This window comes from Novosphingobium sp. PP1Y, assembly GCF_000253255.1.
GTDB lineage: Bacteria > Pseudomonadota > Alphaproteobacteria > Sphingomonadales > Sphingomonadaceae > Novosphingobium.
In genome coordinates, this window is sequence record NC_015580.1 from 1,623,607 (window position 1) to 1,637,154 (window position 13,548).

The window sequence follows — 13,548 nt, forward strand, 5'->3', positions numbered from 1 at the left end:
CTGGCAGCTTCAGGAGAGCGCGGTTCAGTGAACCTTCAAAGTGCCGCGACGGAATCCGGCATAGGCCGACGGGAATTCATCGCCATGATGGCGATGATACAGGCGCTCCAGTCGCTGGCCTTCACCTCGCTGCTGCCGGCGCTCGGACATATCGCTGCCGATTTTGAGGTTGCCCAGTCGAACCAGCGCCAACTGATCATCAGCGTTTTCCTGGTCAGTTCGGGATTGAGTTCGCTGGTTCCCGGTACAATCTCCGATCGCTATGGGCGCAAGCCAGTCCTGCTCGGCTACATGGCGTTGTTCGTGGCCGTCAATGCGGTGTCAGCTCTGGTGCGCGACTTCCACGTGCTTCTGGCGCTGCGCGCGATACTGGGGTTCGCGTCGTCCGGGCTGACGGTGCTGCCGTTGGCGATCATCCGCGATCGCTATGAAGGTGCCGGCATGGCCAAGCTGCAGGCGGTGGTGGCGATGCTGTTCATGGCGGTGCCGACCTTCGCGCCCAGCCTTGGCTATGCGATCCTCGAGCTCGCGGGATGGCGCGCGATCTTCCTGGTGATCGGCGCTTTGGCGCTGGCAGTGACGGTCTGGTTCCTGCTCAGAATGGAGGAAACCAATCCGAAGCAGAACCGGCAGTCGCAGCGCTCGGGCAACTTGCTGGGCAATGTTGCAACGGTGCTCGGGAACCGGGCGTCGATCGGCTATGTCATTGGCATGTCCCTGATTTTCGGCGGGCACTTCGGGTTCATCAACAGTTCGCAGCAACTGATTGGCGAACATTTCGGCGCAGGCTCGGCCTATCCACTGATCTTCGGCTCGATGGCAGCGACCATGGCGCTGGCCAGCCTGGTCAATTCGGCGATCGTCGAGCGCTTCGGCACCCGGCGGATCGGCCATGCCGCAATTTTCTGCCACCTTGCGGCATCGGTGGGACAATTGCTCCTGGCCTCTGCTCCCGGCGAAACCCTGGTCCAGTTTGTCGTCCTCATGTCTCTCAACATGTGCCTGCTGATTACCGTCTTCGTCAATTTCACTGCAATTGCCTTGCAGCCGTTCGGGCATATTGCCGGCGCGGCCGCATCGGTTCAGGCATTCTTCCGGCTGGTTCTGGGGGCAGGGCTGGGCGGCCTGATCGGTTATGTCTACGATGGCACACCGCGGCCGCTCGCGATTGCGCTGGTCTTGGTCGGGTCGCTGACCTTGGCCCTTGTGCTTTATAGCGAACGAGGCAAGCTGTTCCAGCGCCTCAATCCGCCGAGCCGATAGGCGCTTGCCTCAGGATGAGGTCAATGGCTCCTCAAGCGTTTCGGGGATGCCGGGCGCCGCAATATCCGAAACCATCCGCACCCCGTCGATCACGATCGGACTGGCGACTCCGGTGCGCTGGTCGCGCGCGATCGCCATGCCCCGCGCGATGACCTGCGGGTTGGCGAAGACATCGTCGAGTTCGTTGATCGGACCCGCCGGAACGCCGGCGTCCTCGAGCGCGTCGGCCAGTTCCTGCCGGGTCCAGGTTGCGGTCAGCGCTTCGAGCGCGGCGAGCAAGACTTCGCGATTGCGGATCCGGCCGGGATTGGTGGCAAAGCGGGCATCATTATCAAGCCCGGTGCCGAGCACCCGGCACAGGCTGGCGAACTGGCCATCGTTGCCCACTGCGATGACCAGATCGCCGTCGCTGGTCGGGAAGGCCTGATAGGGCACCAGATTGGCGTGGCCGTTGCCGACCCGGCGCGGCACGGTGCCTGAGGTCATCCAGTTCAGGGCCTGGTTCGCCATGACGCTTACCTGGGTATCGAGCAGGGCCATGTCGATATGGGCGCCCAGTCCGGTTTCGTGCCGCCGGTTGAGAGCAGCCAGGATCGCGACTGCGCTGTAGACCCCGGTGAACAGGTCGGCCACCGCGATCCCAGCCTTTTGCGGTTGGCGCCCGGCCTCTCCGGTCATCGACATCAGGCCGCCCATGGCCTGGGCGATATAGTCATAGCCGGGACGGTGGGCATAGGGCCCGGTCTGGCCGAAGCCGGTGATCGAGCAGGTGATCAGGCGGGGGTTGGGCGCGCTCAACGCGGGATGATCGAGCCCGTATTTCTTCAGCCCGCCGACCTTGTAGTTCTCGATCACGATATCGGCCGAGGCGGCCAGCTCGCGGACGAGCTGCTGTCCGGCCGGGCTGGCGATATCGACCGCAATCGATCGTTTGCCGCGGTTGGTGGAGTGGTAATAGGCCGCGCCGAGGTTTTCGCCGCTGTCCGAGATGACAAATGGCGGGCCCCAGTGGCGGGTATCATCGCCGCTGACCGGGCGTTCGATCTTGATCACTTCGGCGCCAAGATCGGCCAGCAGCTGTCCGCACCATGGACCGGCCAGGATCCGGGCCAGCTCCAGCACGCGAACCCCGCTCAGCGGCTTGGCCATGCCGTCGGCGGGGGGGTGCGTCTGCCATCCGATCGTCGGCATCGTTTCAGTCCGCTGCTTGCCCGGCGATCCGGGCCACCCATTCCTTGGCCATGTCGCCGGCCGCCTTGGCCAGCGCGAAGGCATCGATCCCGACCGCGACGAAACGCGCGCCGCCATCGAGGAATTGCTGCACCAGGCGCTGGTCGCGCGACAGGATGCCGCAAGGTTTGCCGGTTGCCCGGATCCGGGCCAGCGCGCCCGCAGTCACTTCGGACAGGGCGGCGAAATTGCTTTCGCCCAGCAGACCCAGCGACGCGGCCAGATCGACCGGGCCGACGAACAGCGCATCGATGCCGTCGACGGCGGCGATCGCCTCGATGTTTTCCAGCGCCAGCGCGGTCTCGATCTGGACGATGATGCACAGCTGCCGGTTGGCTTCGGCGACATAGGCCGGGTAGCGCCCCCAACGCGCGGCCCGGGCGCCGCCGATACCGCGCTGGCCTTGCGGCGGATAGAGCGCGGCCTTGACCAGCGCCGCAGCCTGTTCGGCGGTTTCGACCATCGGCACCATGATCGTCTGGGCGCCGAGATCGAGGATTTGGCGAATGCCGATCGGATCGTCGCTCGGAACGCGCACGATCGCCGAACAGGGCGGATTGGCGTCCACCGCGCGTAGCTGATCGGCGATGCCCGGCAAGGTCTGGGCGCCGTGCTCGGCATCCACCAGCAGCCAGTCGTAGCCAAGCCCGGCGCAGATTTCGGCGATGTTCGAGCTTGCCAGCGCGAGCCAGAAGCCGAGCTGCACCGGGCCTTCGCCCAGGCCTTGCTTGAAGCGGTTCGCAGGAGTTTTCATCTGTGTGGCTGCCTCAAACGAACCGGAAACCGATCGCGCCCATCGGCCCGAAATCGGCGTTGAAAACGTCGCCCGGCCGCGCTTCGACCGGACGGGTGAACGAGCCGCCCAGCACGACCTCGCCGGGTTCCAGCGCCTGACCCCAAGGCGCCAGCCGGTTGGCCAGCCAGGCAATGCCATTGGCGGGGTTGTTGAGCACGCCCGCCGCGATCCCGGTTTCCTCGACCACCGCGTTGCGGCTCAGCATCGCGCCAATCCAGCGCATGTCGACCTTGTCGGGCCGCATCGGCAGGCCGCCGACGATGATGCCGGCGTTGGCCGCATTGTCGCTGATCGTGTCCTGCACCTTGCGGCGGGCGCCGGTTTCGGCATCCACCACTGTCGTTCGGCTGTCGATGATTTCAACCGACGGAATGACATATTCGGTTGCCCGCAGGACGTCGAACACGGTGACATTCGGGCCTTCGATCCGGCGGGCAAGGACAAAGGCCAGTTCGACCTCGACCTTGGGGGTGATGAAACGGTCGCAGGGGATGTCGCCGCCCTGTTCGAACACCATGTCGTCGAGCAAGGTGCCATAATCCGGCTCGGTGATCCCGGCGACCTGCTGCATGGCGCGCGAGGTGAGGCCGATCTTGTGGCCATGGACCGTCCGCCCGCGTGCGAGTTTGAGATCGACCCATTGCTTGCTGATCCGGTAGCCATCGGCAATCGTCATGTCCGGATAGCGTGCGGTGAATTGGCGGATCGGCTTGCGCTCCTGCTCGGCGGCATCGAGTTCCCGAGCGAGGTCCGTGACTACCGCTGGATCTAGCGTCGGCTGCGATTGACCGGGTCGAGCGCCACGATTCGGGCTTGTCATATCCTCTCCCCACACCTTAAGCTCTATGCCAAATGCATTGCACAATAACGAATGGTCGTCTACCACATCTTGCGCCCTCCCAACGACCCCGGCCTTGATCGCAAAGGCGGCGGCGAATGGGCACAAGAGCAAACCTGCGGAGACAGAGGATGACCATCGACACGAGCGTGCGGGAAGAAAAGATTACGGGGCGGGGCCTGACTTCGCATACCCTTCTGGCCGGCGATCCGAGCAAGCCGGCGGTGTTGCTGCTGCACGGGGCAGGACCGGGAGCCCATGCCGGATCGAACTGGCTGCACCTGATGCCCGACCTGGCGGAAAACTTCTTCGTCATCGCGCCGGACCTGATCGGCTTCGGACAGTCGGTCATCCCCGAACCCTGGCCGGACAATGTCATGGCCTGGATCGGCACCCGGGTTGACCAGTGCTTCGGGCTGTTGGACACGCTGGGCATCGATAAAGCCCATGTCGTCGGCAATTCGATGGGCGGTGCGCTGACCCTGCAGATGATGAGCGAGGAACCGGACCGGATCGACCGGGTGGTGCTGATGGGCTCGATCGGGGCGCCGGGTCCGAAGACGCCCGAACTGGTGCGGCTGCTGTCGTTCTATTCCGATCCGCGGCCCTCGCGCTATCGCCAGTTGATGCACAGTTTCGCCTTTGACCCCGACAAGTTCGAAGGCATGGAAGAAATCGTCAACAACCGCTACAAGATCGCCACCGATCCCGAGATCATGAAGACCGCGGTAAAGATGATCGATTCAATGAAGCAGGGTGTCGATACGCTCAACATGCCGCCGTCGATCCTGTGCAAGCTGCCGCACAAGGTGCTGATCTTCCACGGTCGGCAGGATCGCATCGTTCCGCTCGATACCAGCCTCTACCTGATCGAACACCTCAAGCATGCCGAGCTCTACGTGCTCGATCGCTCCGGCCACTGGTCGCAGCTCGAACGCTGGGACGTGATGCGGCCGATGCTGGAGATTCACTTCGGCGCGCGTTCGTTCTGAGCGCAGCCGGCAGCATAAGCGCCGGGCGCTTGCTTTGCAGAGCAGGGCTGGGCAACCAAGGAAGTGAAGGGGTGGTCGGGCGTCTTGTCTGGCCACCCTTTCCGTTTGAAGGTGCCGCGCATGAATGAATCAGCAACCGATGCCGAAGCCTTCTGGGCGTTTTCGCTCGAGGTCTATGCTAAGCCGCAGGTGGCGGAACTGTGCATTGCCCTACAGGACGAATACGGTTTCGATGTCAACCTGCTGCTGCTGGGCTTGTGGGTGGCGGAGATGCAGCGGAAGGCGCTTGATGCCGAACGGATTTGTGAGCTGCGCGAAGCCGTCGCGCAGCTCAACGACAACCTGGTGCATCCGCTGCGCCGGGCGAGGCGCTGGGCCAAGCCCTCTGATCCCGTTGCCGAAACTCCGCGACACAAGATTTACGGGGCTCTCAAGCAGGTCGAACTAGAGGCCGAACGTCTTGTCCAGGCGGAGATGGTGGAAACTTTGGCGGCAGGCTTGCAACGGGGCGGCGAAACGCCAACGCCCCAAGCAGCGGCAAGGGCGAGCCTGGAGCGATACCGGCAGTCCATCGAAGCGCCCGATTCTGCCACCGCGCCGCTAGCGCAGCTGATCGTCAAGGCGCTCCCTTGGCCGGTATTGCCGGGGTCTGCGCGGGCGGCTCCGCATCCTTGAGATAGGCGTAGATTTCGGCGATCTCTTCGTCGCTCAATTCGGTCGGACGGAATGGCGGCATCTCGATCAGGCCCTGACGCACCACTGCCTTCAGGTAGTCGAGTTCAAGGTCCTTGCGGCCGATCAATGCCGGGACCGGCCGGCCCAGTTGGTCGAGCAACATCGTGGCGGGATGGCCGGGACCAGGATTATGGCATCCTGCGCAGTTCAACGCATAATTCTCAGCACCATCGGGTTTAACTGAATTCGGTGACGTTTTGCAGGCACCGAGCATGGCAACGAGTGAGAGGATAGCCAGCTTGTTCATTTTGTCTCCAACTCCGATAATCGCGGGGCGGCTCAGGCGGATGCGAACAGGCCCGCGGGGTCGAGCGCCTTCTTGATCCGTTCATGCAGGAGTGAGAGTCCCCTGGTTTCGAACGTCTTGTCGACCGCTGCGCGCATTCCGGGTTCGGCGATCGCCTGCCCGAAACCGGCTTCGGCCTGTGCCGCGATCAGCGCAGCGGCGCATTCGTGGGCGTGGGCGGCACTTTCGGTCTGCGTGGTGGCAAAAGGTAGGATCTGGCGATGATTGGCCGAACGCCACATCGCCACGGTTCGCCAAGATAGTCGAATTCGTGCTTGGCGCAGATGTCGCGCGACAGTTCGTAGAGCCGCATGGCCTCCTCACCATCTACGGGGCTCACCGGGTTGGCGGCAACCGCCTGATCGCCGCTCCATGCCGGAACGAATGCTGGCGCATCGGCCACCACGCCGGTCATGGCGCCAATACGCCACGCCCACAGGCGGGGATCGATGCCCTTGCCGTCGGCGATCACCCGAGCACCGGAGATCGACGAAAACGCCCCCTTGACCATATCCCACAGGATCGGGACATTGCCTGGCAAGCCATAGAGCGCGCCGTAGAGATTCCAGTGGCCCAGGCCCAGCGCCTCGCCCGCAGCGGTTACCGCGCTGGCCGCCATAGGCCCCTTGCCATCATAGTCGCCGCGCTTCTTGCCGAGCAGGGCGGCTTCGTGCAGCGCGCTGCCGACCGCGACGCCATTGGCCACGACCATGTTGAGCTTGAGCGGCCCGAGCACGTCGAGCAGATCGGCCAGCTGGTCTTCCTTGGGCACGGTCACCATGAAGGTCTGGTGGGCTGGCGGTTGCGGCATCATCCACATGCCGACCTTGGTCGGCACCGCGAAATCCGACTGCGTGAACAAGCCATCAACCCAAGGGCCATAGCCGAACTTGAACAGTTGCCAGCAGGTACTCTTGGGCATGGCGCCCATGCCGGTCCGCACCAGCTTTCCGTCCGCGAGCATGACCTCGAGCCCGCACTGCATCAGGAAGTGGTCGGAATAGGGCGTATAGCCGGGCTGACGCTGGACGAAGCTTGCGGCCACGCTGGCGTCGGGATTGCCGCCATGGTCGATCCACAGCTTGATGCCCTTTTCCTTGATATGGGCATCGAGCTGGCGGAAGGTCACCCCCGGTTCGACCAGGCAATAGGCCAGCTCCTCGTTCACCTCGAGAATTGCGTTCATGCGCTGGAGGTCGAGGATGATGACCTTGTCCAGCCCTGCCTTTTCGAGGCCGTGGGCGCCGTTGCACACGGGTTGCAGCACACCGCCGGCGGTTCGCGCCGCCTCCAGCGCCTTGGCGAGCTGGGTTTCATCCGCCGGCAAGACGATGCCAAGCGGTGCCGCGCCGCTGATTGCAAAGCGGGCCAGCCCCTGAGGGGTGCGATCGACTGCCGCGGCGCCGATCGCAGCTTCCACCGCGGTCAGCGCGGCCATCTGGCGAGCTTGGTCTGTCATGGGTCCTGTTCCGCCTGTCTATTGCTGGAGAATCTTCACGTAACGATCGAGATTGGCTGCATCGACGGCGAAGTGCGCCGAACGAATCCCGATGCCGATGGCGCTGTCCGGTTCGCTGTCGCGCCACGAAAAGCAGCAAGTCGGGCAACGGTGGATGGTCCACACCACCTTGCCGCCTTCCTTGCCTTGATAGTCAGCGAGGGCGCCGCCGGTCGCGCAGCGCGGACAGACCGTCTTGCTCATTGCAAAGCTCCCAGTTGCATGGCCCGGATCTTCTTGCTCAGCTCGTCAATGTCCGGCCCGGTCGGAGGGGTGACCAGATGCGCTTCGCCGACCGGGTCGGGGGGCAGGTAGCTGGTCGCGTCGATAATCAGGCGATGACCCTTGCCGGGAACGACGGCCGAAGGATCGATCGGGACCGCAGGCATGTTGGGCAGGACGATGATGTCGTCGGCGCGGGTGCGGGTGGAAAGCGCCCACATCACCTGGTTGAGATCGAACGGATCGACATCGGCATCGACCATGATCAGGTTCTTGAGATACATCACCCCGTGCGGAGTGCTCAGCGCGCGCAGCGCGACGGTCTTGGCAAAGCCCGCCATCCGGTTCTTGACCGAAATGATCCCGGTCAGCCCGTGCTGGTACAGCGCGTTGACCGCGGTGACTTCCGGAAAATTCTGGCGCAGCTGCGCATAGATCGGCGCCGAGGTATGCAGGCCGATCAGGGTATCGTGTTCGGTCCAGCCGCGGCCGATATAGATGTTCTCGAAGATCGGGTTCTTGCGGTGCGAGATGGCAGTCACCTTGAAGATCGGCGCCTTGCGGACCCCGCTGTAGGAACCGGGAAACTCTCCGAACGGACCTTCCAGGACCCGTTCGCCCAGTTGCATTTCGGCTTCGATCACTATCTCGCTGTCGGCGAGGATGTCGATGCCATTGCCCGACCTGGTCAGCCGGATCGGCGCGCCCATCATCGCCGAGGCATAGGAATATTCCGATTCTTCGTAACCGATCGGTGTCGCCGCGAACACCGCCAGCCCCGGATGGTTGCCCAGCATGACCGCGATCTTGAGCGGCAGGCCGGTACGTTCGGCCGCCATGATCTGCTTGCCCATGTCGTGCGACGGGATGGTCATCAGGGTGAAGCTGTCGGGACCTTGCAGTTGCAGCCGGTAGATGCCGACGTTCTGCTTGCCGAAATTGTCCGGGTCTTCCGGATCGCGCGACGCCACCGACGCCTTGCCGAGGTAGAAGCCGCCATCGAATTCGTTGATGCGGTAGACCGGCAGCACGTCGTAGAGGTTGATCCCGCTTTCGATCCGGCATTCGTGAACCGGCGCCTGGCCTTCGGGAACGGTGCTGATCTGCGCCGCCGCATCGCCCCAGCGCCCGGCGATCTCGAAGAACAGTTCGCGGATTGTCGTTCCCTTGGGGCGGCCGAGCAACAGCGCGATATTGTCCCATGAACCGTGCACGCCGACTGCGGTGCGTTTGCCGGGGTATCCGGCAATGTTGTCAAACACGATCGCAGGCGCGCCGTTGGCGTCGCGCGATGCGGCGACCGCGATGTTGCGCACGTCGGGCTCGGGCATCACCCGCTCGCTCCAGGTGATCGCCTGTCCGGCATCGCCCAGCAATTCGAGGAAGTCCCGCAGCGAGGTGATGGACCGCGATCGCTTGGCCAGATCCTGCATCATCAATTCCCTTCAGTCAGACCAGCTCAATGGCCGCCGTGGCCGGCGGGGGCCGTCTGGACGGTCACCCATTTCCACTCGGTCATGATTTCCAGATCGGCCTCGGTGCCTTCGCGCCCGAACCCCGAAGCCTTGGTGCCGCCGAAGGGAACGTGCGGTTCGTCGTGCAGGGTCGGAGCGTTGATATGGACCATCCCCGCTTCCGCCTGCTGGGCAAAGCGCAGGGCCTTGTCGATATCGCGGGTGAAGATCGACGCGCTCAGGCCGTATTCGGTGTCATTCGCCAGGTCGATCGCTTCCTCGAGCGAGTCGAATGGATAGAGCGAAGTGACCGGGCCGAAGGTTTCCTCGGCAAAGACCGTCATCTCTGGCGTCACGCCGCTCAGCACCGTGGCCGAGCAACAGTTGCCGTTCCATTCGGCCCCCGCAAGAATTGCAGCGCCCTTGGTGCGGGCATCGTCGATATGCCGGCGGACGCGATCGCGTTGGCGTTCCGAAATGATCGGTCCGAGCATGGTGGTGGGCTCGCGCAGGTCGCCGCCCTTGGCCTTGGCCGTCGCGGCGGCGAAGGCCTTGGCAAAGGCGTTGAAGATTGGACGTTCAACGTAGATCCGCGATGCCCCCATGCAGACCTGGCCCTGATACATGAAGATGCTGAACAGCGCGGCACCGACGGCCTTTTCGAGATCGGCATCGGCGCACACGATCAACGGGCTCTTGCCGCCGAGTTCGAGTGTATACTTCTTGAGGTTCCGGGCGGCGATCCCGGCGATGTGCTTGCCGACCCGCGACGACCCGGTGAAGGTTATCGAGGCAACCTTGGGATGGCCGGTCAGGGCATCTCCGATTTCCGCGCCATTGCCGTAGACGATGTTGAACAGCCCATCGGGCACGCCGGCTTCGCGCCACAGGGCGGCGAGCAGATCGGCGACCTTGGGTGCGGCTTCGGACGGCAGGAGAACGAAGGCGTTGCCGGTCGCCAGCGCCATCGCAGATTGCTTGATGCCCTTTATCAGCGGCACGTTGAACGGGGTAATCCCGGCGACTACCCCCACCGGCTGGCGCAGGCTCATGCTGAAGCGGCCCGGCGTGTCGGAGGGAATTGTCTCGCCGCGGACCCGCCGCGGCACCCCGGCGGCGGCGCGCAGGAAGCTCACTGCGAACCGCGTCTCGAACCCGGCCTTGGCAGCGGGCGAACCGATTTCGTCGATCAATACCTCGCTGAACAGCGCGGCGTCGCGCTCCATGATTTCCGCGGCCTTGACCATCCAGCCTTCGCGCACCGCGGCGGGCAGGTCGCGGTGCTGGCGAAACGCCTTGTCGGCGGCCTCGACAGCACGATCGACGTCGGCGGCGGTGCCCGCCGCAACCCTGGCGTAGACGCTGTCGTCGACCGGATTGAGGTCGTCGAAATAGGTGCCACTTCCAGGCGCTACCGCCACGCCGCCAATCCAGTGATCGAGGTTCTTCATCTTGCTGCTTTCCTTGGGTCAGAATCTGGCGCCGTTACGCGCTTGTGCGCATCGCCTTGGGCCAGATGCCCTGCTTGCCCGGAGAGAGAATGCCGTTGGGATCGAGAACATCCTTGAGACGGTGGTGGAGATCCCAGAGTGCGCCGTCGTTGTGTTTGTAGGTCCTGGCGATCTGATCCATGAAGGCGAGGTGCGTGCGGTATTCGCCGAACCCCGCCTCCGCAGCCTCGTCGACCAGCAGGCCGAACAGGTCGTAGGCGCTCTTGCGCATCGTCTCGTCGGCGCGGTCGTACATGATCATCAGGATGTGATGCATGTCGCGCCAGCCGACCAGGAATTCGCCGATGTAGTCGAAGCCGTGATCGTTGCAGCGCTGCTTGATCAGCTTGTATTGGGCAAGTGCTTCGGAACCACTGGGCGCCGAGATCGGCGAAAAGTTGATGTGCCCGCCGCCGCCGATCCAGTTCATGATGCTGAATTCGGTCATGTTCGGCTCGCCGCGCATCAGCCGTACGCGATAGTCCCAGGCCGGATCGTTCTTGCGATCGAAATGGACCTTGGCGCCGGGAATGCTCATCAAGGCATCCTCCACCACCTTCCAGTTGTTCTCGATCACCGGAGGCGGGCCGTACAGCGCACCGTAATAGTTCCACATTCCCAGATCGTGGTCCGAGGCGATCTTGGCACGGATCGACGGCGGCAGCGGGCCCTTGCCATCGTAATAGTGGCGCCGCGTGGTCTTGGCCGAGGCCTCCCACAGCAGATCAACCGCAACCGCCGCATTCGGGATGATCTGGTTGACCTTGAGCGCCCGGGTGACCTCGAAGATCGCCTCAAGATCCTCCTCCTTCTGGTAGGTGATCATGAAGGGCTTGTAGCCCGGCGGTTCCGGCATCAGCCAGATGCCCATCTTGGTCACCACGCCGAAATTGGATTGGGTGAACATGCCGTCGAAATGCGGGCCGGCCACGTGCTTGGTGACTTGCCAATGCTTCGATCCGGCAAGTGCGCCCTGGCCGGTGCGGACGATTTCACCATCGGCCAGAACCACTTCCATGCCGCACTGCATGACAAAATGGTCGCCATAGGGGGTATAGCCGGCGCCATGCTCCAGCGCATTGCCCATCACGCCGCCCCAGGCTGGTGCGGCAGGATCGATCCACAGCTTGCTGCCGATCTGGCGCAGATGGCGATAAAGCTGCATGTAGGACACGCCGGGTTCGACCAGCGCATAGCCGTATTTCTCGTTTACTTCGATCACGCGGTTCATCCGCCGCAGATCGAGCATGACATAGCCGGATTTGCGCGGGGCCGGGCCGCCATAGGCAAAATTGCGGCCGGTCCCGATGGTCCAGACAGGGATCTTGTAGGCGTTTACGACTGCCAGGATCTTCTGGATTTGCTCGACACCGTCGGGCGCAACAGCGGCGGACGGCAGCATTTCGCCGTCGGCCAACGGAGAATAGGCGTCGCGGTAGGCCGACAGCGGAAGCTCGTCGAGGAATACCCATTCCTTGCCGACGACCGCAGCGAGCTCGTCAAGCGCCTTGTTGAAGGTGGATGCGTCGACACCCTGGGGAACGATGCGGCTCAAGAAAGGTCTCCCCCGATTTCATATACCCAGGAAGCCAGCAGTCCGGGGCTGCTGGCTGCGATGTCGCACGAACCCGACTTGCAGGTGTTCAAGCGGGATTCGGTTGGCGCGCCGATCGCGTCACGAACCAGGTGGGCGACGGCCACCGGCCATGCCGCCGCAGTACCCTCGAGCAGACGCGCGGCGCCCTCGGTCCGGTGCTGCCAGCGCCCGCCTTCGTAATGGTGCCGCCACTGCAGCGCCGACCGTCCGCCGCGCTCGACCAGCAGCTGTCCGGCGATCATGGCTGCGGGATCCGACGTCAGCCCGACGATCAGGCCATCGGTGTCGTCGAGATCGTGCAGGAGGTCGTTGAGCGACCGGTCGAGCCGCACGGTCCGGCCGACCACGCCGCTGTCGGCGAGCGTCGCCGCGAACAGCCGGCTCTCCGGCGAAGCGGTTTCCTCGACGACCGTCACCTTGCGCGCACGGGCCGCAGCCGCTCCGGGCAAGACGCCAAGCCCGGCCACGGTGGCGCCCAGCGCCCCGGCTCCGAGAAATTCGCGTCGCTTGATATCCCAAGCCATCATGCCTGCCTTTCGATCTTCAGCGGCGCCGGTTCGGCGACCGCGCCCTCGGTGGATAGTCCCTGCCAGCGAACCGCTGCGCTGCGATGTATGTCGAAGTGATCCAGCACCCGTGTGCAGCTGTGATCGACGATGTCCTGAAGTCCGGTTGGTCGGGCGTAGAACGCGGGGACCGGAGGGAAAATGACCGCGCCCATTTCGGTGCAGGCGGTCATGTTGCGCAGGTGAGCCAGGTTGAGCGGCGTCTCGCGGGTCATGAGCACCAGCTTGCGCCGCTCTTTCAGCATCACATCGGCGGCGCGCGTGATCAGATTGTCGGACAGGCCATGGGCCACTGCGGCCAGCGTGCGCATCGAGCAGGGCGCTATGACCATGCCGTCGCACAGGAACGAGCCGCTGGCGATGCTGGCGCCGACATTGCGGACATTGTGCACCACATCGGCTGCCGCTTCGATCAGGCGGCGACCGTCCGGGATTTCCTCGCGAATGTTGAGCAAGGCGGCCTGCGACATGACGAGGTGGGTTTCCCAGCCACCCTGTTCGCGGAGCATTTCGAGCAAGCGCTGCCCGTAGACCGAACCCGTCGCTCCGGTTATGGCAACGACCACGCGCTTCACGGGCGG

Annotated in this window: 14 protein-coding genes; 3 read left to right on the top strand and 11 right to left on the bottom strand. The window is 63.9% G+C overall.

Annotation, left to right across the window (positions count from 1 at the left end):
* The first annotated feature begins 84 nt into the window (after positions 1-84).
* On the top strand, positions 85-1,263 hold the full coding sequence (locus PP1Y_RS13755; RefSeq protein ID WP_041558857.1) for an MFS transporter: 1,179 nt from the start codon (positions 85-87) through the stop codon (positions 1,261-1,263).
* A gap of 9 nt (positions 1,264-1,272) precedes the next feature.
* Here PP1Y_RS13755 and PP1Y_RS13760 read toward each other — a convergent pair whose 3' ends face one another.
* The 3 genes from PP1Y_RS13760 to hpaH are packed head-to-tail and all read right to left on the bottom strand — an operon-like array spanning position 1,273 to position 4,109.
* Positions 1,273-2,412 carry a CaiB/BaiF CoA-transferase family protein gene (locus tag PP1Y_RS13760; RefSeq protein WP_013832785.1) on the bottom strand — a complete coding sequence of 380 codons (1,140 nt, stop codon included), beginning with the start codon at positions 2,410-2,412 and terminating at the stop codon, positions 1,273-1,275.
* 46 nt (positions 2,413-2,458) lie between these two features.
* Positions 2,459-3,247: an HpcH/HpaI aldolase/citrate lyase family protein gene (locus tag PP1Y_RS13765; RefSeq protein WP_013832786.1), complete on the bottom strand. Its 789-nt coding sequence runs from the start codon at positions 3,245-3,247 to the stop codon at positions 2,459-2,461.
* A 13-nt stretch (positions 3,248-3,260) separates the two neighbouring features.
* Positions 3,261-4,109, bottom strand: a complete 849-nt coding sequence (gene hpaH / locus PP1Y_RS13770; protein ID WP_013832787.1) for a 2-oxo-hept-4-ene-1,7-dioate hydratase — start codon at positions 4,107-4,109, stop codon at positions 3,261-3,263.
* 149 nt (positions 4,110-4,258) lie between these two features.
* On the opposite strand from hpaH, the gene PP1Y_RS13775 reads away from it, so the two are divergent.
* Positions 4,259-5,119, top strand: a complete 861-nt coding sequence (locus PP1Y_RS13775; protein WP_013832788.1) for an alpha/beta fold hydrolase — start codon at positions 4,259-4,261, stop codon at positions 5,117-5,119.
* Positions 5,120-5,230: 111 nt separating this feature from the next.
* Positions 5,231-5,794, top strand: a complete 564-nt coding sequence (locus tag PP1Y_RS13780) for a TIGR02444 family protein (RefSeq protein WP_232512722.1) — start codon at positions 5,231-5,233, stop codon at positions 5,792-5,794.
* Here the strand turns inward: PP1Y_RS13780 and PP1Y_RS13785 are convergent.
* The 8 genes from PP1Y_RS13785 to PP1Y_RS13820 all read right to left on the bottom strand — a co-directional run bounded on the left by PP1Y_RS13785 (position 5,736) and on the right by PP1Y_RS13820 (position 13,542).
* Complete coding sequence (locus tag PP1Y_RS13785) at positions 5,736-6,101, bottom strand: cytochrome c (protein WP_013832790.1); 366 nt, start codon at positions 6,099-6,101, stop codon at positions 5,736-5,738. The two genes, PP1Y_RS13780 and PP1Y_RS13785, sit on opposite strands and share 59 nt — an antisense overlap.
* Positions 6,102-6,288: 187 nt before the next feature.
* The gene (locus PP1Y_RS13790; protein ID WP_013832791.1) at positions 6,289-7,599 is read right to left on the bottom strand and encodes an FAD-dependent oxidoreductase; all 1,311 of its coding nucleotides are present in this window, start codon (positions 7,597-7,599) and stop codon (positions 6,289-6,291) included.
* 18 nt (positions 7,600-7,617) lie between these two features.
* Entirely contained in the window at positions 7,618-7,842 is a 225-nt protein-coding gene (locus tag PP1Y_RS13795) for a non-oxidative hydroxyarylic acid decarboxylases subunit D (protein WP_037513049.1), read from the bottom strand.
* On the bottom strand, positions 7,839-9,296 hold the full coding sequence (locus PP1Y_RS13800; RefSeq protein WP_232512501.1) for a non-oxidative hydroxyarylic acid decarboxylases subunit C: 1,458 nt from the start codon (positions 9,294-9,296) through the stop codon (positions 7,839-7,841). The genes PP1Y_RS13795 and PP1Y_RS13800 overlap by 4 nt, the downstream gene beginning before the upstream one ends.
* 23 nt (positions 9,297-9,319) lie before the next feature.
* The gene (locus PP1Y_RS13805) at positions 9,320-10,765 is read right to left on the bottom strand and encodes an aldehyde dehydrogenase family protein (RefSeq protein WP_013832793.1); all 1,446 of its coding nucleotides are present in this window, start codon (positions 10,763-10,765) and stop codon (positions 9,320-9,322) included.
* A gap of 34 nt (positions 10,766-10,799) precedes the next feature.
* Positions 10,800-12,359 (bottom strand): FAD-binding oxidoreductase, encoded by a 1,560-nt coding sequence (locus PP1Y_RS13810; RefSeq protein WP_013832794.1) that lies wholly within the window; start codon positions 12,357-12,359, stop codon positions 10,800-10,802.
* Positions 12,356-12,928 carry a hypothetical protein gene (locus tag PP1Y_RS13815; RefSeq protein ID WP_232512499.1) on the bottom strand — a complete coding sequence of 191 codons (573 nt, stop codon included), beginning with the start codon at positions 12,926-12,928 and terminating at the stop codon, positions 12,356-12,358. The genes PP1Y_RS13810 and PP1Y_RS13815 overlap by 4 nt, the downstream gene beginning before the upstream one ends.
* Entirely contained in the window at positions 12,925-13,542 is a 618-nt protein-coding gene (locus tag PP1Y_RS13820) for a UbiX family flavin prenyltransferase (RefSeq protein ID WP_051010110.1), read from the bottom strand. Before PP1Y_RS13820 ends, PP1Y_RS13815 begins: the two co-directional genes overlap by 4 nt.
* Between the last annotated feature and the right edge of the window lie 6 nt (positions 13,543-13,548).

Excerpts from the sequence above, each read along its gene's own strand:
- PP1Y_RS13815 (WP_232512499.1), bottom strand. The coding sequence starts at position 12,928 with ATGATGGCTTGGGATATCAAGCGACGCGAATTTCTCGGAGCCGGGGCG.
- PP1Y_RS13800 (WP_232512501.1), bottom strand. The coding sequence starts at position 9,296 with ATGATGCAGGATCTGGCCAAGCGATCGCGGTCCATCACCTCGCTGCGG.
- PP1Y_RS13755 (WP_041558857.1), top strand. The coding sequence starts at position 85 with ATGATGGCGATGATACAGGCGCTCCAGTCGCTGGCCTTCACCTCGCTG.
- PP1Y_RS13760 (WP_013832785.1), bottom strand. The coding sequence starts at position 2,412 with ATGGCCAAGCCGCTGAGCGGGGTTCGCGTGCTGGAGCTGGCCCGGATC.
- PP1Y_RS13790 (WP_013832791.1), bottom strand. The coding sequence starts at position 7,599 with ATGACAGACCAAGCTCGCCAGATGGCCGCGCTGACCGCGGTGGAAGCT.
- PP1Y_RS13785 (WP_013832790.1), bottom strand. The coding sequence starts at position 6,101 with ATGAACAAGCTGGCTATCCTCTCACTCGTTGCCATGCTCGGTGCCTGC.
- PP1Y_RS13765 (WP_013832786.1), bottom strand. The coding sequence starts at position 3,247 with ATGAAAACTCCTGCGAACCGCTTCAAGCAAGGCCTGGGCGAAGGCCCG.
- PP1Y_RS13805 (WP_013832793.1), bottom strand. The coding sequence starts at position 10,765 with ATGAAGAACCTCGATCACTGGATTGGCGGCGTGGCGGTAGCGCCTGGA.
- PP1Y_RS13795 (WP_037513049.1), bottom strand. The coding sequence starts at position 7,842 with ATGAGCAAGACGGTCTGTCCGCGCTGCGCGACCGGCGGCGCCCTCGCT.
- hpaH (WP_013832787.1), bottom strand. The coding sequence starts at position 4,109 with ATGACAAGCCCGAATCGTGGCGCTCGACCCGGTCAATCGCAGCCGACG.
- PP1Y_RS13775 (WP_013832788.1), top strand. The coding sequence starts at position 4,259 with ATGACCATCGACACGAGCGTGCGGGAAGAAAAGATTACGGGGCGGGGC.